Raw genomic sequence first — 23,863 nt, 5'->3', positions numbered from 1 at the left:
GCGGCCATCCCGCGCGGCTACCGCGCGGCGGCCTGACCCCCACGCGGGCGCGTCGCGGCCGCCGCGCCCCTACGCGGGCGCGTCACGCCCGCCTGGCCCGACCGCGGGCGCCCCCCCGCCCGCCGCGGCGCCGGCGCGGGTCACTTGCGCCACCACCACAGCAGCAGCGACACGACCACCGAGATCACCAGGCCGGTGGTGATCGGCGCGAAGAACTGGAACCCGTCGCGCTCGACGTGGATGTCGCCGGGCAGCCGCCCCCAAGGCAGGCGCGACAGCCAGGGCCACAGCAGCCCGGCGACGACCAGCACCGCGCCGGCGATCAGCAGCCGGCGTTGCATGCCGCGATTGTCGGCGCAGGCACGCCGGCCCCCGACCGACGCACCACGTCAGCTTCGGGCTTGCAGACGGTTACAACAGGGCCGAAAAACGTCGGGCGGGCGCTGTGCGACGTGAACCTCGTCACGCCGGCGGCCGCCGCGCGGGCTGGCACGGAAGCTGCACCCTTCAGCGCGCCGTCGCCCTGCCGAGACCACCGCCATGCCGTACCCGACCGTCGCCCCGCCCCGCCCCGCACGCCGCGTCGCACCGAACTGCCGCGGCGGGGCATCGTCGATGCTGCGCGTGTCGGCGGCCGGTCGACGCGGCGTCGCCTTCGCCGAGAAGGTCGCCGGACGCATCGTGTCATCGTTCGCCGACGCGGTCGCCGACCCGCAACCGGGATTCATCACGCCGCTGCACCCCAGCGCCGACTTGGGCTTGCGCACCGCAAGCTGAGGAGCTCCGAGCATGAGCCGCCCGCCGGTCCTGCCTTCGCGTCATCCGCTGGCACCGACGCGCACGCTGCCCGGCAGGGCGGCAGCCGCGCCCGCCGGCGCCGTGCTGGCGCGCACGCCGGTGTTGCAGCACACGCGCACGCCGCTGCAGCTGAGCTTCAGCTTCCACCGCGGCTGAGCGGCGGCAAGCGCGGACGCCGCATCCGCGCTGCCCGCGCGTGCCGACGGCGGGTCCACGCCTAAACTTCCGGCCGGCGCCACACGGGCGCCCCGGCGCGCGGCCGCGCGCGTCGCGACGCGACGCGACGAACCGAGTCCGGAGGCCCCCCATGAGTTCGATCCCCCGCTGGCGCGAGGTCGCGGCCGCGCCCGGCGCCGTTGTGGCGCCCGACGAACGGCTGCCCTGGCCGCAGACGGCGGCGCTGGGCGTGCAGCACGTGATCGCGATGTTCGGCGCCACCGTGCTGGCACCGATCCTGATGGGTTTCGACCCGAACGTCGCGATCCTGATGAGCGGCATCGGCACGCTGATCTTCTTCTTCGTCGTCGGCGGGCGCGTGCCGAGCTATCTCGGCTCGAGCTTCGCGTTCATCGGCGTGGTGATCGCCGCCACCGGCTACGCCGGTGGCGGCGCCAACGCCAACCTCGGCGTGGCGCTGGGCGGCATCGTCGCCTGCGGCGTGCTCTACACGCTGATCGGGCTGGTGGTGATGGCCGCCGGCACGCAGTGGATCGAGGCGCTGATGCCGCCGGTGGTCACCGGCGCGGTCGTCGCGGTGATCGGGCTGAACCTGGCCGGCATCCCGGTCAAGAACATGGCGCCCACCGGCTTCGACGCCTGGATGCAGGCGGTGACTTTCGTCTGCGTCGGCCTGGTGGCGGTGTTCACGCGCGGCATGGTGCAGCGGCTGCTGATCCTGGTGGGCCTGATCGTCGCGAGCGTCGTCTACGCGGTGCTGACCAACGGCCTGGGCCTGGGCAAGCCGATCGACCTGTCGGGCATCGCCGCGGCGGCCTGGTTCGGCGCGCCGGCTTTCGCCGCGCCGGTGTTCGACGCCAAGGCGATGTTGCTGATCGCGCCGGTGGCGATCATCCTCGTGGCCGAGAACCTCGGCCACGTGAAGGCGGTGGGCGCGATGACCGGGCGCAACCTCGACCCGTACATGGGCCGCGCCTTCGTCGGCGACGGCATCGCGACGATCGTCAGCGGCGCCTCGGGCGGCACCGGCGTGACGACCTACGCCGAGAACATCGGCGTGATGGCCGCCACCCGCATCTACTCGACGGCGATGTTCGTCGTCGCGGCGCTGATCGCGATCGTGCTCGGCTTCAGCCCGAAGTTCGGCGCACTGATCCAGGCCATCCCGCTGGCGGTGATGGGCGGCGTAAGCATCGTCGTGTTCGGCCTGATCGCGGTGGCCGGCGCCAAGATCTGGGTCGACAACAAGGTCGACTTCTCGGACAACGCGAACCTGATCACCGCGGCGATCGTGCTGGTGCTCGGCACCGGCGACTTCACGCTGAAGTTCGGCGACTTCGCGCTCGGCGGCATCGGCACCGCGACCTTCGGTGCGATCGCGCTGCACGCGCTGCTGCGCCGGGGGCGCTGACGCGTCAGCGGCGCAGCCAGCGCCGCAGCACCTGGAACAGCAGCGCGCGGTCGGCCGGCTTGGGGGTGAAGTCGTTCATCCCGGCGTCGAACGCCTTGTCGCGCTCGCCGACCAGCGCCGCCGCCGTGTAGGCGATGATCGGCAGGTTCGCGCCGTCGGGGCGACGGCGCAGTTCGCGGGTGGCCTCGCAGCCGTCCATCTCGGGCATCTGCAGGTCCATCAGCACCGCGTCGAAGGGCTTGCCGGCCGCGCTGGCGCGGTCGACCGCCTCGAGCGCCTGGCGCCCGTTCTCGGCCTGCGTCACCTCGACGCCCCAGTGCTGCAGCAGCTGCCCGGCGATCAGCCGGTTGATCTCGTTGTCCTCGACCACCAGCACGCGTGCGCCGGCCAGCGGCGCGTCGTCGATCCCGCCGAAGCCGGTGATGCGCATGTCGTCGCCGGCGACTTCCAGCGGCAGCTCGGCCCAGAAGCGGCTGCCGCGCCCAGGCTGGCTGTCGACGCCGACCTCGCCGCCCATCAGGCGCGCGAGCTCGCGGCAGATCGACAGCCCCAGCCCGGTGCCGCCGTAGCGGCGCGTGGTCGACTGGTCGGCCTGCATGAACGGCGCGAACAGACGCGCCTGCATCGCCACGTCGATGCCCGGGCCGGTGTCGTGCACGTCGAACAGCACGCGCGTCGGGCCCGGACCGTCGAGGCGGTGCGCGGCGATGCGCACCTGTCCGCCGCGCGGCGTGAACTTCAGCGCGTTGCTGACGTAGTTCTGCAGGATCTGGCGCACCCGCGTGGGATCGCCGACGACGCGCTGCGGCACCTGCGGCGCGATGTCCAGCGTCAGCGTCAGACCGTAGCCCTCGGCGAGCTTGGCGTAGCCGCGCTGCAGCGTCTGCAGCAGCCAGTGCAGGTCGAACGGGACCTGCTCGACGCTGAGCTTGCCGGCCTCGATCTTCGACAGGTCGAGGATGTCCGAGATCACCGGTGCCAGCGCCTCGGCGCTGTCGGCGATCAGGTCGAGGTACTGATGGCGCTGCGCATCGTCGATGTCGGCACGCCGCGCCATCTGCGTCAGGTTGAGCAGCGCGTTCAGCGGCGTGCGGATCTCGTGGCTGGTATTGGCCAGGAACGCGCTCTTCGCGCGATTCGCCGCCTCGGCGTCGTCGCGCGCCTTGGACAGCGCCTGCAGCAGCTGGCGGCGCTCGGTGACGTCCTCGGCGATCCACACCGTGCCGCCCTTGCCGGGGTGGCGCGGGTCCACCGCGCGGGCGAGCAGACGGCAGACGATGCGCCGCCCGTCGCGGCGCGCGACCTCGGCCTCGAACTCGACGCGCTCGCCCCGACCCAGGGCGGCCCCGTGCTCCCGGCCGACGCGGGCGTACTCCTCGTCGCTCGGCCAGACGACACCCGCCGACTGGCCGACCAGAGTGCCGGCGGGCCAGCCCAGCATCTCCTCGAACGCTGGGTTGACGAGCTGGAAGGTCTGGTCGCGCGTGAGCGCGATGCCGATCGACGCGTTGGCGAGAATCGCCTCGCGCTCGAGCCGCGCGCGTTCGACCGCGGTGACGTCGCGCGCGTTGAGCACGATGTAGTCGCGCCCGTCCATCGTGAAACGCGCGGCCGAGACGACCATCTGCACGCGCCGTCCCGACTTGGCGACGAACTCGCAAGGCCAGTTGCGCTGCACCCCGTCGACCTGCAGCGCTCGCGTGAGGTGCTCGCGGTCCGACGGATGCGCCCACACGCCGACCTCGAGCGAGCGCCGTCCGACGACCTCCTCGCGCGTGTAGCCCAGGACCTGCTCGAAGGTCTCGTTGACCATCACGTAGCGCCCGCTGGCCATCTCGGTCAGCGTGACCAGGTCGGGGCTGGTCGAAACCAGGTGCGACAGCAGCGCCTCCGAGCGACGCACCGCCGCCTCGGTGGCGGCGCGCTCGGTCTCGTCGACGACGATCGCCAGCGTGGCAGGACCGTCGGCCGTGTCGACGCGCACCGCGCTCACCTGCACCAGCATGCGCTCGCCGTCGAGCGCCTCGACGAGCAGTTCGACCGGCTCCATCGCCTGCCCCACCGGCATCGCCTCCATCTGCGCGATCGCCGCGCGCAGCGCGTCGCGCGAAGCGCCGGGCTCGCCGTGCGCGTCGAGGTGATGGCCGAGCATCGACGGCAGGTCGCGGTAGCCGAACAGGTAGACCGCGGCCGGGTTGGCGTCGAGCACGCGCCCGCGCCGGTGCAGCACCAGCGGCGTGGGCAGACGGCGGAACAGTTCCCGGTAGCGCGTCTCGGTCGCCGCCAGCGCGGCGCGCGCTGCGACATCGGTGCTGACGTCGCGCGCCACGCCCCAGTAGCCGCGGAACACGCCCCGGTGGTCGACGCGCGGCTCGCCGCTGACGCTGAGGTGGTGCAGCGTGCCGCCGTTGCGCCAGCGCAGCAGGCGGTCGCGGAACGGCTCGCGCGCCTCGAGGTCGGCGCGCAGGGCATCGAGCATGTCGTCGTCGAACAGCAGGCAAGGCAGTTCCCACGGCGGGGTGCCGGGCGCCGGCCCGTCGGTCACGAAGCGCCCGTCGTGCTGGCGGTGTGCGACGTGCGTCAGGTTGAACGCCGCGTCGAGTTCCCAGTAGGCGTCGGCGGCGATGCCCAGCAGGTCCGAGAACTTCTGCTCCCGTTCGCGGCTCGCGCGCACATACAGGTCGACGACGCGTGCCAGAAGCAAGCCGCAGGCAGTGCCGCACGCCACGACGACGAGATGCAGCAGCAGTCTCAGCCAGACGGGCTTGTCTGCCGCGGCTGCGCCGGCGATGAGTTGGACGTGTTCGGCCCAGGCCAGCGCCACGAGCACCAGGATCGAGAAGGCGGCGACGATCACGCCGCCTCGTACCGTCGCGATCGCCAACAGTGCGGCGATGATCAGCCCGAACAGCCCGAGCGACGCGCTGGACAGCCCCCACTGCTGCGCCACGGTGGTTGCAGCCACCAGCGCGATGATCAACATGGAGGTCACCGTCAACGCCGGCGCGATGAACCGGTCACCCAGGCGCCTCGCCACGATGCTGATGCCCGCGGTCAGCAAGAATGCGGTGGCCAGCACGAAGTGGCGCCACTCGTACGTGCCCGTGACGGCCGCCCACATCTGAATCGCGACGCCCACGAGCGAGGCCACCGCGACCGTCCCGAAGAAGTAGCGGGCGATCGAGGCGTTGACCTGCAGGCGCGGATCGAGGGTGTCGGTGGGATTCAACGGGTCCGGCGCGTCGGCGTCCCCGAGCAGGCGGAAGTCGCCGCCGGAGTCGTCGTGCGCGCGTTGCAACACGGTGTGTCCGCTTATCGACCTGCTCCGCAACAAGCTGAAACCAGGGGTCGGGCCGACGCCTCGGCGCGTGCGCTAAGTCACGGCTGCGGCGCGCGCCAGGTTCAGCGCGTCGCGCGTGGCCTGCGCCGCGCGCCGCGCGGCGCCGGCGAAGTCGTCGCCGTCGCCGGCGTACAGCACGGCGCGCGACGAGTTGACGACGATCGGCGCGTCATGGCGCCAGCCGGCGCGCACCGTCGCCTCGACGTCGCCGCCCTGCGCACCGATCCCCGGGATCAGCAGCGGCAGCGTCGGCGCCAGTTCGCGCACGCGAGCGATCTCGGCCGGATAGGTCGCCCCGACGACCAACCCAAGCTGGCCATGGCGGTTCCACGGCCCGGCGGCCAGTCGAGCGACGCGTTCGTAGACGCGCTCGCCGCCTTCGAGCACCTGCGCCTGCAGGTCATCGCCGCCCGGGTTCGAGGTGCGGCACAGCAGGATCGCACCCTTGTCGCGGTGGCGCAGGAACGGCTCGAGCGAATCGAGCCCCATGAACGGCGACAGGGTCACCGCGTCGGCGCGGTAGCGCTCGAACGCCTCGCGCGCGTACTGCTCGGCGGTCGCACCGATGTCGCCGCGCTTGGCGTCCAGGATCACCGGGACCCCGGTGGCCGTCGCGCGGATGTGCGCGATCAACCGCTCGAGCTGGTCCTCGGCGCGGTGCGCCGCGAAGTAGGCGATCTGCGGCTTGAAGGCGCAGACCAGGTCGTGTGTCGCGTCGACGACCGCAGCGCAGAAGTCGAAGATGCGCGCCGCGTCGCCGCGCCAGGCGAGCGGGAAGCGCGCGGGCTCGGGATCGAGACCGATGCACAGCATCGAATCGTGGCGGGCGCTGGCTGCGCGCAAAGCGTCGACGAAGTTCACGCCGGTCAACTGTACAGGGTCGCGATGCGAGCCGGCCGCAGCGACGCCGGCGTGCAGGTCGTCAGATGCGCCGCGCCAGCGCGGCCGCGGCGCCGGTGTAGGTCGCCGGCGTCATCGCCTTCAGCCGCTCGCGCTCGGCCGCCGGCAGGTCGGCGAGGCCGTCGATGAACGCGGCCATCGTCTCGCGCGTGACGGCCTGGCCGCGCGTCAGTGCCTTCAGACGCTCGTACGGCTCGGGCAGGCGGTGGCGGCGCATCACGGTCTGGATCGCCTCGGCCAGCACTTCCCACGCGGCGTCGAGGTCGGCGGCCAGCGCAGGCGCGTTCAGTTCGAGCTTGCCGAGCCCGCGCGCGAGCGAGTCCAGCCCGAGCACGGCGTAGCCCAGCGCCACACCCATGTTGCGCAGCACCGTGCTGTCGGTCAGGTCGCGCTGGAAGCGCGAGATCGGCAGCTTGTGGCTCAGGTGCGCCAGCAGCGCGTTGGCCAGCCCGAAGTTCCCCTCGGCGTTCTCGAAGTCGATCGGGTTGACCTTGTGCGGCATCGTCGACGACCCGACCTCCCCGGGCTTGAGCTTCTGCCTGAAGTAGCCCAGCGAGATGTAGCCCCAGACGTCGCGGCACCAGTCGATCAGGATCGTGTCGCAGCGCGCGACGGCGTCGAACAGCTCGGCCATCGCGTCGTGCGGCTCGATCTGGATCGTGTAGGGGTTGAACGCCAGACCCAGCCGCTGTTCGACGACGCGGCGCGCGAACGTCTCCCAGTCGAACTGTGGCCACGCCGCGAGGTGCGCGTTGTAGTTGCCCACCGCGCCGTTCATCTTCGCCAGCAGCTTCACGCCGGCGACGCGCTCGCGCGCCGCATCCAGCCTTGCGACGACGTTGGCGATCTCCTTGCCCACCGTCGTCGGGCTGGCCGTCTGCCCATGCGTGCGCGCAAGCATCGGCTCATCGGCGAAGTCGTGCGCCATGCCCCGCAGCCGATCGGTCACCGCGTCGAGCGCCGGCAGCAGCACCTGCTGACGCGCGGCGTCGAGCATCAGCGTGTGCGCGGTGTTGTTGATGTCCTCGCTGGTGCACGCGAAGTGCACGAACTCGCCGACGGCGCGCAGCTCGGCATGGCCGTCGAAGCGCGACTTCAGCCAGTACTCGACGGCCTTGACGTCGTGGTTGGTCGTCCTCTCGATGTCCTTGATGGCCTGCGCGTCGGCCTCGTCGAAGCGCGCGACGAGCCCGCGCAGCAGCGCGCGCGCGTCCAGCGACAGCGGCGCGAACTCGGCGAAGCCGGCGTCCGACAGGGCGATGAACCACTCGACCTCGACTTGCACGCGGCGGTGCATCAGGCCGAACTCCGACAACAGCGGACGCAGCGCCGCGACCTTGGCGGCGTAGCGCCCGTCGAGCGGCGACAGGGCGGTCAGGGCATTCGGGTTCATCGAAGGCGGGGCGCTAGCGACCCGCCGGGGGAGCGCGGGACGACCGGATTCTAGGCGGGCACCGACGGCGCGGGCCCTGGTTGGCGCGGACGCGCCTTGCTACATTGCGCGCACGTCCCACCCGCCCCAGGAGCGCCCATGACCCCGTCCCGCCGTCGTGCCCTGATCGTCGCCGCCGCCGTGCTCGGCGGCACTCTCGCCGCGTCGCCTGCCTTCGCGCAGACCAGGCTGAAGGTCGCCGCGATCTACACCGTGCCGGTCGAACAGCAGTGGGTCAGCCGCATCGACAAGGCGCTGAAGGCGGCGGTCGCGCGCGGTGAGATCGACTACGTGTTCAGCGAGAACGTCGCCAACGCCGACTACGAGCGCGTGATGCGCCAGTACGCCGAGGCGGGCCACCAGCTGATCGTCGGCGAGTCCTTCGCCGTCGAGGCCGCGGCGCGCAAGGTGGCCAAGGACTACCCGAAGACGGCGTTCCTGATGGGCAGCAGCGGCAAGCCGCAGGCGCCGAACTTCAGCGTGTTCGACAACTACATCCAGGAGCCGGCGTACCTGACCGGGATGATCGCCGGCGGCATGACCAGGTCGAACAAGATCGGCATGGTCGGCGGCTACCCGATCCCCGAGGTGAACCGGTTGATGAACGCGTTCATGGCCGGCGCGAAGGAAGTCAACCCGAAGGTCGAGTTCATGGTGACCTTCATCAACAGCTGGTTCGACCCGCCGAAGGCCAAGGAGGCGGCGTTCGCGATGATCGACCGCGGTGCCGACATCATGTACGCCGAACGCTTCGGCGTGTCCGACGCGGCCAAGGAGCGCAAGGTGCTGGCCATCGGCAACGTCATCGACACGCAGGCCCAGTACCCGGACACCGTGGTCGCCTCGGCGCTGTGGCACATGGAGCCCACGATCGACGCCGCGCTGAAGGCGGTGAAGGCCGGCAGCTTCAAGGCCGAGGACTATGGCCATCACTCGCACATGAAGGTCAAGGGCTCTTCGCTGAGCCCGCTGGGCACCTTCGAGAAGAGGATCCCGGCCGATCTCGTCGCCAAGGTGCGCACCCGCGAGAAGGACATCCTCGACGGCAAGTTCAGCGTCAAGGTGGACGACGCGCAGCCCAAGCCGACCGCCCGGTGAGGCCCGGCCGGCCCGCGAAGAGAGCAGGAGTCCCGTCACGCAGCGCGCGAAGGACAGGCCCGCCGCCCGCCGGCGCGCAGGGCGTCACCGCGCCGGCGGCGCCTCGGCGTGGTCGGCGGTGACCCCGGCGACGGCCAGCGGCGCCGACGCAGCACCGCCGCCCGGCACCGCTTGCCTGGCCGCGGCCGCGGCGAACATGGCCCCGCGCTGAGGCTCGGCGATGTCGACGACGGCACTGAACAGCGCGACGGTGGTGACCGCTGCCAGCGTCGCGGCCACCAGACGCGAGGCCGCGGTGTGGATCGGGTTGTTCATCGATGGCTCCTCGGGGACGTGGTCGGGACGCTCGGCCGGCCCGGCGCGGACGGCGCGGGCCCGTCGAGGCGACGGGGTTGAACTCGCCGCTGTGTTGCGGCGATCGCGCAAGCGGTTCAAACCGCGATCGCGACCGACCCGCCCGCCGCCGTGACGCGCGGCGTGCGGCCACACCGCTCGCCGCGTCTGTCGCGTGGCGCCGACGATGGCCGAGAATGCACGCCATGCCGGTGCTGCGCCTGAAGGACATCTCCAAGCGCTTCGGCGCGCTGGTGGCCAACGACGGCATCTCGCTCGACCTCGACCGCGGCGAGGTGCTGGCGCTGCTCGGCGAGAACGGCGCGGGCAAGAGCACGCTGGTGTCGATCCTGTTCGGGCACTACGTCGCCGACGCCGGCTCGATCGAGGTGTTCGGCCGGCCGCTGCCGCCCGGGCGGCCGAGCGCGGCGCTGGACAGCGGCATCGGCATGGTGCACCAGCACTTCGCGCTGGCCGACAACCTGAGCGCGCTCGACAACGTGATGCTCGGCACCGAGCCGCTGTGGCAGCCGTTCTCGCGCCGCGGTGCGGCGAGGGCCAAGCTGCTCGACGCAGCGAAGCGCTTCGGCCTGCACGTCGACCCCGATGCGCGCGTGGGCGACCTCTCGGTCGGCGAGCGCCAGCGCGTCGAGATCCTGAAGGCGCTCGTGCGCGGCGCGCGCATCCTGATCCTCGACGAGCCCACGGCGGTGCTGACGCCGAGCGAGAGCGAGTCGCTGTTCGCCACGCTCGAGCAGCTGGTCGCCCAGGGTCTGTCGGTGATCTTCATCAGCCACAAGCTCGACGAGGTGCTGCGCGTGTCGCACCGCGTCGCGATCCTGCGTGGCGGCCGACTGGTCGCGGTGCTGCCGACGGCGGGTGCCGACAAGGCGGCGCTCGCCGAGGCGATGGTCGGGCGCCGTGTCGCGCCGGCGCAGCGCCGCACCCACGCGACCGGCGACGTCGTGTGCACGCTGCGCGGCGCGACGCTGCAGGGCTCGGGCGTGCGCCGGCTGCTCGACGCCGTCGACCTCGAACTGCGAGCCGGCGAAGTCGTCGCGGTCGCCGGGGTCGCCGGCAACGGGCAGCAGGCGCTGGCCGAGGTGCTGTGCGGACAACGCGCGCTCGATGCCGGCACGCTCGCGGTGGCCGGCCGCACCTTGCCCGCGCTGCCGCGGGCATGGGTCGAGGCCGGTGTCGCGCGGGTGCCCGAAGACCGGCACGCCGAAGGCACCGTCGGCGACCTCGCGCTGTGGGAGAACGCCGTGCTCGAGCGCTACGCGAGCCCGGCGTTCTCGCGCGCCGGCGTGCTGCATCGCGCCCGCGCACGGGCGCATGCGCGCGCGCTGGTCGAGCGCTTCGACGTGCGCGGCACCGAAGCGGCCGGGCTCGAGACGCGGGCACGGTCGCTGTCGGGCGGCAACATGCAGAAGCTCATCCTCGGCCGCGCGCTGGCGGGCGACCCCGACGACGCGAGACCACCGGTGCTGATCGTCGCCAACCAGCCGACCTGGGGGCTGGACGTCGGCGCCGTCGCCTACGTGCACCAGCAGCTGATCGACGCCGCCGCGGCGGGCAGCGCGGTGCTGCTGATCAGCGAGGACCTCGACGAGATCTTCGCGCTGGCCGACCGCATCACGGTGATGCACCACGGCCGCCTCGGGCCGGCGAAGCCGGCCGCGCAGTGGACGCTGGCGGCGATCGGGCTGGCGATGGCCGGCGACAAGGCCTGCGATGCAGCTCGAGCGGCGCGCTGAGCCTTCGCGCACGATGCTGCTCGCCGCACCGCTCGGGGCGATCGCGGTCACGCTGCTGGTGACGTCGCTGCTGGTGGCCTGGGCCGGCGCGCCGGTGGGCCGCGCCTACGCGCTGCTGCTCGAGGGCGGATTCGGTTCGCGCTTCGCGATCACCGAGACGCTCACGCGCGCCACGCCGCTGATCCTGACCGGGCTCGCCGCCGCGGTGGCGTTCCGTGCCCGGCTGTACAACATCGGCGCCGAAGGGCAGCTGTACGCCGGAGCGATCGCTGCGGTGGCGGTCGGCGGGCTGCACGGCGGCGTCGGCCTCGAACTGCACCCCTGGCTGCTGTGGCCGCTGATGATCGCCGCCGCGACGGCCGCCGGCGCATTGCTGCTGCTCGGACCGGCGTTGATGAAGCGCCTGGGCGTCGACGAGGTCGTCACGACGCTGCTGTTGAACTTCATCGTGCTGCTTGCGGTGTCGGCGCTGCTGGACGGACCGATGAAGGACCCCTCGGCGCTGGGCTGGCCGCAGAGCGTCGCGCTGCAGGACACGATGCAGCTCGACCGGCTGATCGAACGCAGCCGCGTGCACACCGGGCTCGTCGCCGCGCTGGCCCTGGCCGTCGCGTTGTGGGCGCTGCTGCGTTTCACGACCACCGGCTTCGAGATCCGCGCGGTGGGCGCCAACGCGCGCGCCGCGGCGTTCGCCGGCATGCCGGTGGGCTGGGTCACGGTCAAGGTCGCGCTGATCTCAGGGGCGCTCGCGGGGCTGGCCGGCGCGGTCGAGGTGGCCGGCCGCGCGCACTACGTGACGCTCGACATGAGCCCAGGCTACGGCTACAGCGGCATCGTGGTCGCGATGCTGGCGATGCTCCATCCGCTCGGCGTCGTCGCCGCGGCGGTGTTCGTCGCCGGCATCCTGGTCGGCGCCGACAGTATGAGCCGCGCGGTCGGCGTGCCGACGTACATCGCCGATGTGATCGTGTCGGCCGCGCTGATCGCGATGCTGGTGGCGACGATGCTCACGCAGTACCGCGTGCGCTGGCGCTGAGCGATGGCCGAGACGCTCGAGCTGCTGGGCTCCGCCGCGTTCTGGTCCGCGGTGCTGCGCATCGCGACCCCGCTGATCCTCGGCACGCTGGGCGTGCTGCTGTGCGAGCGCGCCGGCGTGCTCAACCTGGGCATCGAGGGGATCATGGTCGCCGGTGCCTTCGTCGGCTGGCTCACCGTGTACCAGGGCGCCGGGCTGTGGACCGGCGTCGCCGCCGCCGCGCTCGCCGGCGCCGCGTTCGGGCTGCTGCACGGCGTGCTCACGGTGCAACTGGCGTTGTCGCAGCATGTGTCGGGTCTGGGCATCACACTGCTGGCCACCAGCGTCGCGAGCTACGCCTACCGCGTCAGCTTCCCCGAGGTCGAGCGCCCGCCGACGGTGGCCACGTTCGAACCGCTGCAGGGGTTGCCGATTCCGGTGCTTGGCGAGCAGACGGCGCTGACCGTCCTCGCGCTGCTCGCGGTGCCGGCCATCGCGTACGTGCTGTACCGCACGCCGGTCGGTCTGGCGGTGCGCATGGTCGGCGAGAACCCGGCCGCCGCCGAGGGCCAGGGGCTGAGCGTGGCGCGGGTGCGCATCGGCGCCGTCGTCGCCGGCTCGGCGCTGATGGGCGTGGCCGGCGCCTTCCTGACGCTGGCGGCGTTCAACGCGTTCTACTTCAACATGGTCAACGGCCGCGGCTGGGTGTGCGTCGCGCTGGTGGTGTTCGCGTCGTGGCGCCCGGGCAAGGCGCTGCTCGGTGCGCTGCTGTTCGCGTTCTTCGACGCGCTGCAGCTGCGGCTGCAGCAGGCGGGCGGCGGCGTGTTCGGCGTCGAGTTGCCGTACCAGGTGTACCTGATGCTGCCGTACGCGATGGCGATCGTCGCGCTGGTCGTGATGGCGCGCCGCGCCGCGTACCCGCAGGCGCTGATGAAGCCGTACCGCAAGGGCGAACGCTAGGGCCGCGATGGGCACCCCGGTCGTCGTGTTCGGCGCCTTCGACCGCCACAACTTCGGTGACCTGCTGTTCGCGCACCTGGCGCAGGCGCTGCTGCCGCGCGACGAGCTGGTCTTCACCGGCCTCGCGTCGCGCGACCTGCGCGCGGTGGGGGGTCACCACGTGCACGCGCTGGCCGAGGTCGCCGGACGCCTCGGCGCGACGCCGCTGCGCGTGCTGCAGCTCGGCGGCGAACTGCTGACCTGCACCGCGTGGCAGGCCGCGGTGATGCTGCTGCCGCCCGAACAGGTGCCATCCACGGTGGCGTGGCTCGGCCCGCGCCCGGCGACGCGCCGGCGCTGGCTGCGCCGGTGGCTCGGCCGCGACGACCGCGCGCCGTACCTGTTCGCCCGCGGCACGCTGCCGCAGCTCGCGCGGCTCGTCGTCGCCGGCGTCGGCGGCGTCGACCTCGCGCGCTGCCCGCCGGCGATGCGCGACGAGGTGCTCGCCAAGCTGCGCCGCGCCGACGCGCTGAGCGTGCGCGACCGCCGCACGCAGGCGGCCCTGCGCGCGCTGGGACTCGACGCCACGCTGGCACCCGACCCGGCGGTGCGCGTCGCGGCGCTGTGCGCCGCGCCCATCGCGCGCCACGCGCAGCGCGGCGAGGTCGCCGCCATGCGCGGCGCCTTTCCCGGCGGCTACGTCGCGGTGCAGGTCGGCGCCGCGTTCGGCGACGACGCGACGCTCGACACGCTGGCGGTGCAGCTGCGCGCGATGCGGTCGGCCAGCGGGCTCGGCGTCGTGCTGTGGCGCGCCGGGGCCGCGCCGTGGCACGACGACCTCGCGGTGCTGCAGCGGCTGGCGGCGCGGCTGCCGCCTGCGGTGCGCGTGTTCGCGTCGCTGCACCCGTGGGACCTGTGCGCGCTGGTCGCCGGCGCGCAGGCGGTGTGCGCGAGCAGCCTGCACGCACGCATCGTCGCGCTGGCGTATGCACGAGCGCGCGTGAGCCTGCGCTCGCCGGCCGAGCCGGGCCAGTCGCGCAAACTCGGCGCCTTCGTCGAGACCTGGGACTGCGAGGCCGGCGGCGTCGTCGACGCGAGCGGCGCGGCGCGCGCACTGCGCGCGGCCCTCGCGATGCCCGCTGCGACGCTGCGGCAGGCCGGGGCCGCTGCGGCGGCGGCGTGGGACGCGCGATGGCGCGCGGCGTGGCCCGACGACCGGGCCGTCACTCCAGCCCGCGCGACAACGCGCCGCCGACGCGACGCACCAGCCACTTCGGCAGTGCCCGTCCGGCGGTGACGGTGGCGGTGTTCAGCAGCCCGGGCACGCACACCACGTCGCCGCGCAGGCACGCCGCGTGGCCTTCGGCGGCGACGTCGTCGACGCTGCCGACGACCAGGCGCGGCAGCCGGCGCAGGCCAGGGTGCGCGCGCTCGGCGCCCGAGAGCATCGGCGTGGCGGTGATGCCGGGGCACAGCGCGGTGGCGGTCACGCCGGTGCCGTGCAGTTCCTCGGCGAGCGACTCGGTCAGCGACAGCACGAACGCCTTGGTCGCGGCGTAAGTGGCCAGCGTCGGTACCGGCTGGAACGCCGCGATCGACGCGACGTTCAGCACGCGGCCGTGGCCGCGGCGCAGCATCGGTGGCACGAAGTGCGCCAGCATCGAGGTCAGCGCGCCGACGTTGAGGTCGACCAGTTCGCGGTGACGCGCCGCCGGCGTCTCGGCAAAGCGCCCGACCTGCACGACGCCGGCGCAGTTGACGAGCACGTCGATCGGCCGACGCGCGCGCCGCATCGCCGTGGCCAGTACGGAAGGTGCATCGGGCTGCGCCAGGTCGACGGGCACCGCCCAGGCGCGCACGCCGTGCGCCGCGGTCAGTGCGTCGGCGAGCGCGCGAAGCGGTTCGGCACGCCGCGCCACCAGCACGAGATCGTGGCCACCCGCGGCGAAACGGCGCGCCAGCGCCTCGCCGATGCCCGACGAGGCACCGGTGACGAGGGCGATCGGGCGGCGGTCGGGCATCGCGTCCGGCGGTGGTGGGACCCGATCATGCCGCGCCTTGGCCGCCGCCGGCACGGCCTGCCCCTGCCCCACCGTTGCAGCGGCAACGCCGCGCACCGGCGTATCCTCGCCGGGGTCGCCACCCCCCGCATTGCCGATGGCCACGCCCAGCCCGAACGCCCCGCGCCACATCCGCCTGACCTCGCACCCCGGCCAGGGCGCCGTCGGCGCACCGACGATCCGCTGGGGCGCCGCCGACGCGCTCGGGCGTGGCCCGGTGGTCGGCACGACGACCCACCGCAGCCAGCGCAACGTGATCGGCACGCACAGCGGCAGCTACGGTGTGTACCGCGCGCTGGCGGTGGCGGCAGGCAGCCTGCCGCGCGGCCACCGCGCCGACCTGACGAACACCGCGCCCACCGACCCCATCGGCCCCTACCCGCAATGGGGCGAGGCCGAGAAGATCGTCTCGCTCGACCCCTGGGGCGCCGGCGTGCAACAGGTCTACGCCGAGTATCTCGCGCAGGGCTACGACATCCGCCCGACGATCGCCGTGACGAAGGCGCACATCCACCTGCCCGAGGTGAAGCAGGCGCTGGCGTTCCAGCGGCTGCAGGTCGACGGGCGCGTCCTGCTCGACGACGCGTCGGCGGTCGTCACCAAGATCGCCGTCGAGCCGGTGTGGTGGCTGCCCGGCGTCGCAAAGCGTTTCGGCGTCGCGGAAGGCGACTTGCGGCGAGCGCTGTTCGAGGAGACCGGCGGCATGTACCCCGAGCTGGTCACGCGCAGCGACCTCGAGGTGTTCCTGCCGCCGATCGGCGGGCAGACGCTGTACGTGTTCGGCGACGTGCGCGCGCTCGCGGATCCCGCCGTGACGCTGACCGCGCGCGTGCACGACGAGTGCAACGGCTCCGACGTGTTCGGCAGCGACATCTGCACCTGCCGCCCGTACCTGACCCACGCGATCGAGGAGTGCATCCAGGGCGCGCAGCGCGGCGGCGTCGGCCTGATCGTCTACAGCCGCAAGGAAGGCCGCGCGCTCGGCGAGGTGACGAAGTTCCTCGTCTACAACGCGCGCAAGCGCCAGCAGGGCGGCGACTCGGCGGCCACCTATTTCCTGCGCACCGAGTGCGTCGCCGGCGTGCAGGACATGCGCTTCCAGGAGCTGATGCCCGACGTGCTGCACTGGCTGGGCATCCGAAGGATCCATCGGCTGGTAAGCATGAGCAACGACAAGTACGACGCGATCACCGGCAGCGGCATCGAGGTCGGCGAGCGCATCAAGATCCCCGACGCGCTGGTGCCCGCCGACGCCAAGGTCGAGATCGAGGCCAAGATCGCCGCCGGCTACTTCACCGACGGCGCGGTGCCCGACGAGGGCCGGCTCGCGGCGGTCAAGGGCCGCGGCCTCGAGTGAGCGGCGCCACGCTGCCACCCGGCGTCGCGACGCTGCGCGACCCGGCGACGATCCGCGTGCGCTGCGCGAACGTCACCGCCGCCGTCGCCGCCGGTGCGTCGGCGCACTTCACGCTCGACCGCTCGCGGCTCGACGCGGTGGCCGAGCGCGTCGCCGCGCTGACACGCGCGCGCTTCGGCGACGGGCCGATTCCGTTGCACAGCCGCTGGCGCCACTTCGAGGCCGACGGCGTCGACCGCAAGGCCGAGCTCGACGCCGCGCTGGCCGGTCGCGACGCCGCCGAGGTCGCGCGTGCCCGCATCGACCTGGCGCTGGTCAGCGTGCTGCTCGACGCCGGCGCCGGGCCGGCGTGGTCGTACCTCGAGCCGGGCGGCGGGCGGCACGCGCGCTCCGAGGGGCTCGGCGTGGCGAGCTTTCGCGCCTTCATGGCCGGCGTGTTCTCGTCGAATCCTCGCGATCCCTGGCGGGTCGACGCCGACGCGCTCGCCGCACTCGACGCCGGCACGCTCGCCGCACGTTTCCAGGTGCACGACGGCAACCCGCTGGTCGGGCTCGACGGCCGCGCCGCGCTGCTGCACCGGCTCGCCGCGGCGCTGCGCGAGCGACCGGGCACGTTCGGCGCCGATGGCCGCCCGGGCCGGCTGTTCGACGCACTGGCCGCCACCGGCCGCGTGCAGGCCGGCGACGTGCTGCGCGCGCTGCTCGACGCGTTCAGCGGCATCTGGCCCAGCGGCCAGGCGTTCGCCGGCACGCCGGTGGGCGACGCCTGGCCGCACCCGCTGGCGGGCGGCGACGGGCCGGGCGCCGGCTGGGTGCCGTTCCACAAGCTCAGCCAGTGGCTGACGTACTCGCTGCTCGAGCCTTTCCAGTGGGCCGGCGTGCCGGTCGACGGCCTCGACGTGCTGACCGGCCTGCCCGAGTACCGCAACGGTGGCCTGCTGCTCGACGCCGGCGTCGCCGTGCCGCGCGATGCGGACTTCGCCCGACGCCTGCGCAAGCCACACGATGCTTGGGTGATCGAGTGGCGCGCGCTGACGGTCACGCTGCTCGATGAGATCGCCCCGCGGGTGCGGGAGCGCCTCGGGCGCAGCGCCGCCGAGATGCCGCTCGCGTGCGTGCTCGAAGGTGGCACCTGGGCCGCGGGCCGCGCGATCGCTGCCGAGCGCCGCCCCGGCGGCGCACCGCCGGTCGCGATCGACAGCGACGGCACCCTGTTCTGAACGATGGATCGCGCCACCCGGCCGCGCTCGTTCGGCGAGTTGCTGCGTCGCTGGCGGCAGCGTCGCGGCGCCACGCAGCTGGCGCTCGCGCTCGACGCCGGGGTGTCGACGCGCCACCTCAGCTGGCTCGAGACCGGCCGCGCATCGCCGAGCCGCGCGATGGTGCTGCGGCTCGCCGGGCGCCTCGACGTGCCGCTGCGCGAACGCAACCTGCTGCTGCAGGCTGCGGGCTACGCGCCGCTGTATGCCGAGCGCGACCTCGCCGACCCGGCGCTGACACCGGCGCGCGACGCGCTGCAGCGCCTGCTCGACGCGCACGAACCCTGGCCGGCGCTGGCGGTGGACCGGCACTGGAACCTGGTCGCCGCGAACCGCGCCGTCGGTCTGCTGACCTCGCTCGTCGACCCGGTGCTGCTGCAGCCGCCGGTCAACGTGCTGCGCCTGTCGCTGCACCCGCGCGGGCTCGCACCGATGGTCGACGACCTGCCGGGCTGGCGCGCCCACGTGCTGTCGCGGCTGCGGCGCCAGCTCGCGGCGACCGGCGACGAGACGCTGCGCCGCCTGCACGACGAACTGCGCACGGCGGGCACCGCCCCGCAGGCCGACGACACGCGCGAGTGGCGCGACGACGTCGTCGCGCCACTCGTGCTGAACACGCCGCACGGGCGGCTGGGTTTCGTCACGACGGTCACGGTGTTCGGCGCACCGCAAGAGGTGACGCTCGCCGAGCTCGCCGTCGAAACGCTGCTGCCGGCCGACACCGCGACGGCGCAGGCGTTGCGCCGGCTGCTCGGCGACGCCCGCTAGCGCGACGCGGCCGGGCTCAGCCGCCGAACGGGTTCGCCACCGCGAACCACAGCCCGATGCCGGTGGCGATGATGAACGCGCCGTCGAGCACGCCGACGAGCAGGAAGACCTTGGTCTGCAGCGGCTCCATCATCTCGGGCTGCCGCGCGCTCGCTTCGACGAAGCGGCTCGCCAGCAGCCCGACGCCCAGGCAGGAGCCGACGGCGCCCAGCCCGATCAGGTGGCCGACGGCCAGCGGCAGCAGGTCGATGCCGTTCATGCGTGCTCCTGGAGTCCCCGATGCGCGCATCGTCGCGGCACGCGGCCGCGGCGTCGATGACTTGCGACGTCAAGGCGGCGCAGCAGTACGCCGCGCTGCTCGACGCCAACCCAGGGCACCCGGCGGCGAACCACCCCCTCGGCGTGCTGCTGGCGCATGCCGGCAGGCCGAGGCGCGCCCTGCCGTGACTCGAGCACGCGCTGGCGCTGGCGCCGCGCAGCATCGAGTGCTGGCGCAGCCTGGCCCACTGCCACTGCGTCATGGGCCGATGGGAGGAGGCCGAGGCGCTGATCTCGCGCGCCGGGGCCACCGGGCTGGCCGACGCCCTACCTCGGCCAGTTGCGCGACGCGATGACCGGCCCCGCGGGCGGACGCAAGGTGGTCTGCGTCGGGCGCAACAAGACCGGAACGACGTCGATCGAGGCGGCGCTGCGCTCGCTGGGCCTGCGCCTCGGCCTGCAGGCGCGTGGCGAGACGATCCGCGCCGACTGGGCTAGCCGCGACTTCGCCCGCGTCGTCGCGCTGTGCCGCACCGCCGACGCGTTCCAGGACGTGCCGTGTTCCTACCCCGAGACCTGCCGCGCGGTCGACGCCGCGTTCCCCGGCAGCAAGTTCATCCTGACGGTGCGCGACAGTGCGCAGCGGTGGTTCGACTCGCTGGTCCGGTTCCACACCAGGATCGTCGGCAAGCGCCGCTTGCCGACGGCCGACGACCTGCGTGCGTTCGACTACCGCTACCCGGGCTACCTGTGGGACGGGTTCGTCCTGCAGCACGGCGACGACGAGCGGCGGTTGTACGACCGCGACCTGTACATCTCCCACTACCTCGAGCACAACCGCAGCGTGACCGAGCACTTCCACGACCGCCCCGACGACCTGCTTGTGCTCAACGTCGCGCACCCCGACGCGATGCAGCGTCTGTGCGACGTCATCGGCGCGCCGTACGCCGGGCAGGCGATGCCGCACCTGAACCGCAGCGCGTGACCCGCAGGCGCGGCCGCGCGCTCAGCCGCGCGGCGCCCACAGCGCCGGGTCGACGCGGTAGCAGCGCCTGAGCTGCTCGTACAACGCCGGCCGCTCGCGGGCCAGCGCGTCGGGCCGCTCGAAGAAGACCTCGCTGGCGACGGCGAAGAACTCGGCCGGGCTGGTGGCGGCGTAAGGGTCGAGCAGCCCCGGCTCGCCGCGCGACAGTCGCAGGCGCAGCGCGTCGTACTCGGCGTTCATCGTGCGTGCCCACTCGCGCGGCCAGGTGCCGCGGCCGACGTAGGGCGCACCGTTGGCGCTGCCGGTGTCCTGGTCCAGCTGGTGCGCGAATTCGTGAATCACGACGTTGGCGCCGTCGTGCGGGTCGGCGGCACCGTCGAGCACCGCGTCCCAGGCCAGGATCACCCGGCCGCGGTCCCAGCTCTGCCCGGCCAGCACGTCGCGCGACTCGTGCACGGTGCCGTCGGCAGCGGCGGCGGTGCGCGGCACGACGAAGTGACCGGGGTACACCAGCACCTCGCGCACGTTCCCGAACGAGCCGCCGCGCCCCAGCAGCAGCAGCGCCGCCTGCGCGGCGATCGTCACGCGCACCTCGTCGTCGATCGACATCCCTGCGCAGCCGACGAACGGCACCTCGGCCAGCAGCCACTGCACGTGCCGCTTCAGCCGCAGCTGTTGCGCGGCCGGCAGTTCGCGCACGAGTGGCACGCGCCGGCGCAGGATCTCGCGCCACGCGGCGGGAAACGGCTGCGCGACGACGGCACGGCGGCGCCACAGTCGCAGCAGCGTCGGTGCCAGCAACCCGCCGGCGAACGCGACCACGCCGACGACCGCCCCCAAGGCGATCCATCCTTCCACCCCCACGAGGTGGGCCGCGCCGGGCCGATTTCAACCCGTCGACCCGCCGGCGCCGACCGCCGGCCGGGGCCCTCAGCGCACGCGCCGCTCGGCGACCACCGCGACGTAGGCCAGCGCCGCCAGCGACGTCAGCGCGATGCCGGCCTGCAGCAGCGAGCCGACCTGCCAGCTGCCCAGGTGCCAGTGGCCGGCGGCGCGCGCCGCGAACGCGACGACGGTGGCCAGCGCACCGACCCCGCCGGCGATGCGCGCGACCCACAGCAGCAGTTGTTCCACGCTCGTCCCCCCGTTGGCGCGCCGGCGCAGCGCGTCGGCGCGGCGGTTGATTATGCTGCGCGCGTCCGCCGGAGAAACGCATGACCGATGCCCTCGTCCACGTCGTCGACCACCCGCTGGTGCAGCACAAGCTGACGCTGATGCGGCAGAAGGACCGCTCGACGAACAGCTTCCGCCGGCTGATGCACGAGATCGCGATGCTGATGGCCTACGAGGTCACGCGCGCGATGCCCACGCAGATGATCGACATCGAGACCCCGCTGGCGCGCATGCGCGCGCCGGTGATCGACGGCAAGAAGACCGTGTTCGTCTCGATCATGCGCGCCGGCGCCGGCTTCCTCGACGGCATGCTCGAGGTGGTGCCGGGCGCGCGCGTCGGCCACGTCGGCCTGTACCGCGACCCGAAGACGCTGGTCGCGGTCGAGTACTACTTCAAGATGCCGGCCGACATGCACGAGCGCGACGCGATCGTGCTCGACCCGATGCTGGCCACCGGCAACTCGGCGGTGGCCGCCGTCGAACGACTGAAGGAGACCGCGCCGAAGTCGATCCGCTTCGTGTGCCTGCTCGCCGCACCCGAGGGGCTCGCGCGCTTCCACGCCCACCACCCCGACGTGCCGGTGTACACCGCCGCCGTCGACGAGCGGCTCGACGAACACGGCTACATCGTGCCCGGGCTCGGCGACGCCGGCGACCGGCTGTTCGGCACCAAGTGACACGTGCGGCGCCGGGGCTCACACCACCGCGCGCTCGGTCGTCCGCGTTCGGGGACGGCAGTCATCGTCCGGGGTCCGCCCGTTGCGCACGCCGCCGGGCGACCGCGGTGCACGGCGGCGGGCTGCGACCGTCGCGCGAGCGGCGCGGTGCGCGATGGCCCGACGATCGGGTCGGCGGGCGCCGTGCCCGAAGCGCCGACGCGCATCAGGCCGGCACGGTCTGCGTCTCGCGCAGTTGCGCGAGCACCGCCGGCAGGTCGACGCGGCTGGCGAGCACCGAGGCCATGCGCGGGCGGCAGCGCACGACCACCGAGTCGAACGGGAACCAGCCGTAGCCGTCCATCTCGGGGCGGCGCCGGCCGCTGGCGCGACAGGTGAAGTGGCTGTCGCAGCGCAGCGTGCGGGCGTCGAGCCGCGACTGCAGCGTGGCGAACAGGTGCAGGTCCTTGCGCGCGCCGTAGCCGAAGCATCCGAGCTCGAGCAGCGCCGCGGCGTCGAGCACGAGACCGGTCTCCTCGCGCGTTTCGCGCAGCGCCGCCTGCAGCGGCGTCTCGCCGGGGTGCGCCCCGCCCTTGGGCAGGTCCCAGTGGTCGTGCCCCGTGACGTGGCACAGCAGCAGCTCGGCGGCGTCGTTGACGATCACGACGCCGCAGCTCAGTCGGCGACTGCCCCACCCGATGCCTTGCACGCGCTGCCGCTCCATGTCGCCCGTTTCGTGCCGATCACGCACGACCCGGGCCGACGGTTGACCGTTGCCGTCGCCGCCCCCCGCGACTCCGGGGGGCGACGCCCACGGACGCGACGCTACACGAAGCGCGTGACGGCAATCGGTCAAACAGCGCCGCAAAAGGTGGTGCGGGCGCGGACGAGCCGCGCGAGGCGGCACGGGCGCGGACGAGCCGCGCGAGGCGGCGCCTACTTCAGCTGCAGCCCGTGCGCGTCGAACACCTGCACGCGCACCGGGATGCCCTGGCCGACGCTTTGCGTGACGGTGCAGAAGGCCTCGAACTGCCCGAGCACGCGGTCGAGGTGCTCGATCGTGTCGGCCGGCGCGCCCAGCGTCAGCGACGCGGTGATGCCGAGCACGCGCAGCCGGCCCTCGGCGTTGCGGCCGACCTCGGCGGTGACCTCGGCCGACATCGGCTCAGGCCGCTGCTTGAACTTGCGCAGCGCGAACAGCAGCGAGTCCGACAGGCAGTTGCCCACCGCGGCGGCCAGCAGCTGGACCGGCGACGGCCCGGCACCCTGGCCCAGCGGCGCCGGCTCGTCGGCGAGCAGCGCCGGCACGCCGGCGCCGAAGTCCACCTCGAACTGGTAGTCGCGGCGCTGCGTCAGCCGCACCGTCTGCTTCTCGCCTTCGCTCATCGGTTTCCTTTCCACTCGGACGGGCGCGGCCTCAGCGGACCTTGCCCAGCAGCGCCTGCACGTCGTCGAGCACCGCGTTCAGCGGGCCGGAACTGCCCTCGCCGAGTCGCGCCGACAGCTCCTGCTCCATGAAACACACGGTCATGCGCACGTAGGTGGCATCCAGCGCCTTGCGCACCGCGGCCATTTGACCGGCGATGTCGAGGCAGGGCTGGCCCTCCTCGATCATGCGCTGGATGCCGCGCAACTGCCCTTCGGCGCGCTTGAGGCGGTTGAGCAGATCGGTGCGGCTCTTCTCGTCGGTGAGGATGGTCATGACGAAGCCTCGGTCGGTCGCGGAGTCGGTCGAGGCTTGCATTGTCGCCTCCCCGCCGATCAGCGCGCGCAGCTCGGACCGTTGTCGGGCACGCCGAGCCGCTTGAGCAGGAAGCTCGGCGGACAGAAGTTGGTAAAGCCCGACTGGAACAGGTTGAAGCCGACGAAGGCGGTCAGCGCCAGCCACCACTCGCTGTGGAACAGCGGCGAGGCCTGAACGCCGAGCGCCAGCGACAGCAGCACGAAGAAGCCCGCCATGATGCGGATGTAGCGTTCGACGGTCATGGTTATCACTCCTTGGGGGTTGACGAAGAAAGCACCGGCGATTCGAAGCGGCGCCGGTACGCCGCGTAATAGAGGACGGGGATCACGACCAGCGTCAGCAGCGTCGACACCAGGATGCCGAAGATCAGCGAGATCGCCAGCCCGTTGAAGATCGGGTCGTC

27 protein-coding genes are annotated in these 23,863 nt (G+C 73.1%); 14 read left to right on the top strand and 13 right to left on the bottom strand.

Annotated elements, in window-relative coordinates; genetic code table 11:
• Window positions 1-140 precede the first annotated feature (140 nt).
• Window positions 141-341, bottom strand: coding sequence for a DUF2905 domain-containing protein (locus PKC53_RS04550; RefSeq protein WP_324426766.1), 201 nt, complete (start codon window positions 339-341; stop codon window positions 141-143).
• A 199-nt stretch (window positions 342-540) separates the two neighbouring features.
• Between PKC53_RS04550 and PKC53_RS04545 the strand changes: the two genes are divergently transcribed.
• From PKC53_RS04545 to PKC53_RS04535, 3 genes are all read left to right on the top strand, one after another.
• Entirely contained in the window at window positions 541-777 is a 237-nt protein-coding gene (locus PKC53_RS04545) for a hypothetical protein (protein WP_324426764.1), read from the top strand.
• 12 nt (window positions 778-789) lie between these two features.
• Window positions 790-954, top strand: coding sequence for a hypothetical protein (locus PKC53_RS04540; RefSeq protein ID WP_324426763.1), 165 nt, complete (start codon window positions 790-792; stop codon window positions 952-954).
• A 151-nt stretch (window positions 955-1,105) separates the two neighbouring features.
• Window positions 1,106-2,386 carry a solute carrier family 23 protein gene (locus tag PKC53_RS04535; protein ID WP_324426761.1) on the top strand — a complete coding sequence of 427 codons (1,281 nt, stop codon included), beginning with the start codon at window positions 1,106-1,108 and terminating at the stop codon, window positions 2,384-2,386.
• Between the two features lie 4 nt (window positions 2,387-2,390).
• Here the strand turns inward: PKC53_RS04535 and PKC53_RS04530 are convergent, their stop codons facing one another.
• The 3 genes from PKC53_RS04530 to purB form a co-directional block, all read right to left on the bottom strand.
• Window positions 2,391-5,684: a PAS domain S-box protein gene (locus PKC53_RS04530; RefSeq protein WP_324426759.1), complete on the bottom strand. Its 3,294-nt coding sequence runs from the start codon at window positions 5,682-5,684 to the stop codon at window positions 2,391-2,393.
• 75 nt (window positions 5,685-5,759) lie between these two features.
• Window positions 5,760-6,587, bottom strand: coding sequence for an orotidine-5'-phosphate decarboxylase (gene pyrF / locus PKC53_RS04525; protein ID WP_324426757.1), 828 nt, complete (start codon window positions 6,585-6,587; stop codon window positions 5,760-5,762).
• A 61-nt stretch (window positions 6,588-6,648) separates the two neighbouring features.
• Complete coding sequence (purB, locus tag PKC53_RS04520; RefSeq protein ID WP_324426755.1) at window positions 6,649-8,019, bottom strand: adenylosuccinate lyase; 1,371 nt, start codon at window positions 8,017-8,019, stop codon at window positions 6,649-6,651.
• Between the two features lie 138 nt (window positions 8,020-8,157).
• Here purB and PKC53_RS04515 point away from each other — a divergent pair, with 138 nt between their 5' ends.
• Entirely contained in the window at window positions 8,158-9,156 is a 999-nt protein-coding gene (locus PKC53_RS04515; RefSeq protein WP_324426753.1) for a BMP family protein, read from the top strand.
• Window positions 9,157-9,240: 84 nt separating this feature from the next.
• Here PKC53_RS04515 and PKC53_RS04510 read toward each other — a convergent pair whose 3' ends face one another.
• The gene (locus tag PKC53_RS04510) at window positions 9,241-9,471 is read right to left on the bottom strand and encodes a hypothetical protein (protein WP_324426751.1); all 231 of its coding nucleotides are present in this window, start codon (window positions 9,469-9,471) and stop codon (window positions 9,241-9,243) included.
• A 215-nt stretch (window positions 9,472-9,686) separates the two neighbouring features.
• On the opposite strand from PKC53_RS04510, the gene PKC53_RS04505 reads away from it, so the two are divergent.
• From PKC53_RS04505 to PKC53_RS04490, 4 genes are read left to right on the top strand one after another with little or no spacing between them, the layout of a single operon-like run.
• Complete coding sequence (locus tag PKC53_RS04505; RefSeq protein WP_324426749.1) at window positions 9,687-11,246, top strand: ABC transporter ATP-binding protein; 1,560 nt, start codon at window positions 9,687-9,689, stop codon at window positions 11,244-11,246.
• The gene (locus tag PKC53_RS04500) at window positions 11,224-12,282 is read left to right on the top strand and encodes an ABC transporter permease (RefSeq protein WP_324426747.1); all 1,059 of its coding nucleotides are present in this window, start codon (window positions 11,224-11,226) and stop codon (window positions 12,280-12,282) included. The genes PKC53_RS04505 and PKC53_RS04500 overlap by 23 nt, the downstream gene beginning before the upstream one ends.
• Before the next feature lie 3 nt (window positions 12,283-12,285).
• Complete coding sequence (locus PKC53_RS04495; RefSeq protein ID WP_324426745.1) at window positions 12,286-13,221, top strand: ABC transporter permease; 936 nt, start codon at window positions 12,286-12,288, stop codon at window positions 13,219-13,221.
• A gap of 7 nt (window positions 13,222-13,228) precedes the next feature.
• The gene (locus tag PKC53_RS04490; protein WP_324426743.1) at window positions 13,229-14,497 is read left to right on the top strand and encodes a polysaccharide pyruvyl transferase family protein; all 1,269 of its coding nucleotides are present in this window, start codon (window positions 13,229-13,231) and stop codon (window positions 14,495-14,497) included.
• Here the strand turns inward: PKC53_RS04490 and PKC53_RS04485 are convergent.
• The gene (locus PKC53_RS04485) at window positions 14,424-15,221 is read right to left on the bottom strand and encodes an SDR family oxidoreductase (RefSeq protein WP_324426741.1); all 798 of its coding nucleotides are present in this window, start codon (window positions 15,219-15,221) and stop codon (window positions 14,424-14,426) included. The genes PKC53_RS04490 and PKC53_RS04485 overlap by 74 nt on opposite strands.
• Before the next feature lie 136 nt (window positions 15,222-15,357).
• Here PKC53_RS04485 and PKC53_RS04480 point away from each other — a divergent pair, with 136 nt between their 5' ends.
• From PKC53_RS04480 to PKC53_RS04470, 3 genes are read left to right on the top strand one after another with little or no spacing between them, the layout of a single operon-like run.
• Entirely contained in the window at window positions 15,358-16,617 is a 1,260-nt protein-coding gene (locus PKC53_RS04480) for a GTP cyclohydrolase II (protein ID WP_324426739.1), read from the top strand.
• Window positions 16,614-17,837 (top strand): DUF1688 family protein, encoded by a 1,224-nt coding sequence (locus tag PKC53_RS04475; protein WP_324426737.1) that lies wholly within the window; start codon window positions 16,614-16,616, stop codon window positions 17,835-17,837. Before PKC53_RS04480 ends, PKC53_RS04475 begins: the two co-directional genes overlap by 4 nt.
• A gap of 3 nt (window positions 17,838-17,840) precedes the next feature.
• Window positions 17,841-18,644, top strand: a complete 804-nt coding sequence (locus PKC53_RS04470; RefSeq protein WP_324426735.1) for a helix-turn-helix transcriptional regulator — start codon at window positions 17,841-17,843, stop codon at window positions 18,642-18,644.
• 16 nt (window positions 18,645-18,660) lie between these two features.
• Here the strand turns inward: PKC53_RS04470 and atpE are convergent, their stop codons facing one another.
• A complete protein-coding gene (gene atpE, locus PKC53_RS04465) occupies window positions 18,661-18,903 on the bottom strand; it encodes a F0F1 ATP synthase subunit C (protein WP_324426733.1) in 243 nt (80 codons plus the stop codon).
• Between the two features lie 20 nt (window positions 18,904-18,923).
• On the opposite strand from atpE, the gene PKC53_RS04460 reads away from it, so the two are divergent.
• Both PKC53_RS04460 and PKC53_RS04455 read left to right on the top strand, forming a co-directional pair.
• Window positions 18,924-19,091: a hypothetical protein gene (locus PKC53_RS04460; RefSeq protein ID WP_324426731.1), complete on the top strand. Its 168-nt coding sequence runs from the start codon at window positions 18,924-18,926 to the stop codon at window positions 19,089-19,091.
• Between the two features lie 163 nt (window positions 19,092-19,254).
• On the top strand, window positions 19,255-19,887 hold the full coding sequence (locus PKC53_RS04455) for a sulfotransferase (RefSeq protein ID WP_324426729.1): 633 nt from the start codon (window positions 19,255-19,257) through the stop codon (window positions 19,885-19,887).
• A gap of 21 nt (window positions 19,888-19,908) precedes the next feature.
• Here the strand turns inward: PKC53_RS04455 and PKC53_RS04450 are convergent, their stop codons facing one another.
• Window positions 19,909-20,727, bottom strand: a complete 819-nt coding sequence (locus tag PKC53_RS04450; RefSeq protein WP_324426727.1) for a M90 family metallopeptidase — start codon at window positions 20,725-20,727, stop codon at window positions 19,909-19,911.
• Between the two features lie 90 nt (window positions 20,728-20,817).
• Window positions 20,818-21,021, bottom strand: a complete 204-nt coding sequence (locus tag PKC53_RS04445) for a hypothetical protein (RefSeq protein WP_324426725.1) — start codon at window positions 21,019-21,021, stop codon at window positions 20,818-20,820.
• 80 nt (window positions 21,022-21,101) lie between these two features.
• Between PKC53_RS04445 and upp the strand changes: the two genes are divergently transcribed.
• The gene (upp, locus tag PKC53_RS04440; protein ID WP_324426723.1) at window positions 21,102-21,737 is read left to right on the top strand and encodes a uracil phosphoribosyltransferase; all 636 of its coding nucleotides are present in this window, start codon (window positions 21,102-21,104) and stop codon (window positions 21,735-21,737) included.
• A gap of 205 nt (window positions 21,738-21,942) precedes the next feature.
• On the opposite strand, the gene PKC53_RS04435 is transcribed toward upp, so the two are convergent.
• The 4 genes from PKC53_RS04435 to PKC53_RS04420 all read right to left on the bottom strand — a co-directional run bounded on the left by PKC53_RS04435 (window position 21,943) and on the right by PKC53_RS04420 (window position 23,702).
• A complete protein-coding gene (locus PKC53_RS04435; protein ID WP_324426721.1) occupies window positions 21,943-22,425 on the bottom strand; it encodes an NUDIX domain-containing protein in 483 nt (160 codons plus the stop codon).
• Window positions 22,426-22,652: 227 nt separating this feature from the next.
• Complete coding sequence (locus tag PKC53_RS04430) at window positions 22,653-23,102, bottom strand: OsmC family protein (protein WP_324426719.1); 450 nt, start codon at window positions 23,100-23,102, stop codon at window positions 22,653-22,655.
• 31 nt (window positions 23,103-23,133) lie between these two features.
• The gene (locus PKC53_RS04425; protein WP_324426717.1) at window positions 23,134-23,418 is read right to left on the bottom strand and encodes a metal-sensing transcriptional repressor; all 285 of its coding nucleotides are present in this window, start codon (window positions 23,416-23,418) and stop codon (window positions 23,134-23,136) included.
• Between the two features lie 59 nt (window positions 23,419-23,477).
• Window positions 23,478-23,702, bottom strand: coding sequence for a DUF2892 domain-containing protein (locus PKC53_RS04420; protein WP_324426715.1), 225 nt, complete (start codon window positions 23,700-23,702; stop codon window positions 23,478-23,480).
• Window positions 23,703-23,863 lie beyond the last annotated feature (161 nt).

The sequence above is a fragment of the Azohydromonas sp. genome (assembly GCF_035325925.1).
GTDB lineage: Bacteria > Pseudomonadota > Gammaproteobacteria > Burkholderiales > Burkholderiaceae_C > Calidifontimicrobium.
This window is presented reverse-complemented; position numbering and strand designations above follow the sequence as displayed.

Bases quoted from the DNA above. Each gene is read 5' to 3' on its own strand.
- PKC53_RS04515 (WP_324426753.1), top strand. From the start codon at position 8,158: ATGACCCCGTCCCGCCGTCGTGCCCTGATCGTCGCCGCCGCCGTGCTC.
- PKC53_RS04540 (WP_324426763.1), top strand. From the start codon at position 790: ATGAGCCGCCCGCCGGTCCTGCCTTCGCGTCATCCGCTGGCACCGACG.
- PKC53_RS04460 (WP_324426731.1), top strand. From the start codon at position 18,924: ATGCGCGCATCGTCGCGGCACGCGGCCGCGGCGTCGATGACTTGCGAC.
- PKC53_RS04505 (WP_324426749.1), top strand. From the start codon at position 9,687: ATGCACGCCATGCCGGTGCTGCGCCTGAAGGACATCTCCAAGCGCTTC.
- PKC53_RS04425 (WP_324426717.1), bottom strand. From the start codon at position 23,418: ATGACCATCCTCACCGACGAGAAGAGCCGCACCGATCTGCTCAACCGC.
- PKC53_RS04420 (WP_324426715.1), bottom strand. From the start codon at position 23,702: ATGACCGTCGAACGCTACATCCGCATCATGGCGGGCTTCTTCGTGCTG.
- atpE (WP_324426733.1), bottom strand. From the start codon at position 18,903: ATGAACGGCATCGACCTGCTGCCGCTGGCCGTCGGCCACCTGATCGGG.
- PKC53_RS04550 (WP_324426766.1), bottom strand. From the start codon at position 341: ATGCAACGCCGGCTGCTGATCGCCGGCGCGGTGCTGGTCGTCGCCGGG.
- purB (WP_324426755.1), bottom strand. From the start codon at position 8,019: ATGAACCCGAATGCCCTGACCGCCCTGTCGCCGCTCGACGGGCGCTAC.
- PKC53_RS04490 (WP_324426743.1), top strand. From the start codon at position 13,229: ATGGGCACCCCGGTCGTCGTGTTCGGCGCCTTCGACCGCCACAACTTC.
- upp (WP_324426723.1), top strand. From the start codon at position 21,102: ATGACCGATGCCCTCGTCCACGTCGTCGACCACCCGCTGGTGCAGCAC.
- PKC53_RS04500 (WP_324426747.1), top strand. From the start codon at position 11,224: ATGCAGCTCGAGCGGCGCGCTGAGCCTTCGCGCACGATGCTGCTCGCC.
- PKC53_RS04430 (WP_324426719.1), bottom strand. From the start codon at position 23,102: ATGAGCGAAGGCGAGAAGCAGACGGTGCGGCTGACGCAGCGCCGCGAC.
- PKC53_RS04470 (WP_324426735.1), top strand. From the start codon at position 17,841: ATGGATCGCGCCACCCGGCCGCGCTCGTTCGGCGAGTTGCTGCGTCGC.
- PKC53_RS04545 (WP_324426764.1), top strand. From the start codon at position 541: ATGCCGTACCCGACCGTCGCCCCGCCCCGCCCCGCACGCCGCGTCGCA.
- PKC53_RS04455 (WP_324426729.1), top strand. From the start codon at position 19,255: ATGACCGGCCCCGCGGGCGGACGCAAGGTGGTCTGCGTCGGGCGCAAC.
- PKC53_RS04510 (WP_324426751.1), bottom strand. From the start codon at position 9,471: ATGAACAACCCGATCCACACCGCGGCCTCGCGTCTGGTGGCCGCGACG.
- PKC53_RS04480 (WP_324426739.1), top strand. From the start codon at position 15,358: ATGGCCACGCCCAGCCCGAACGCCCCGCGCCACATCCGCCTGACCTCG.
- PKC53_RS04485 (WP_324426741.1), bottom strand. From the start codon at position 15,221: ATGCCCGACCGCCGCCCGATCGCCCTCGTCACCGGTGCCTCGTCGGGC.
- PKC53_RS04495 (WP_324426745.1), top strand. From the start codon at position 12,286: ATGGCCGAGACGCTCGAGCTGCTGGGCTCCGCCGCGTTCTGGTCCGCG.
- PKC53_RS04535 (WP_324426761.1), top strand. From the start codon at position 1,106: ATGAGTTCGATCCCCCGCTGGCGCGAGGTCGCGGCCGCGCCCGGCGCC.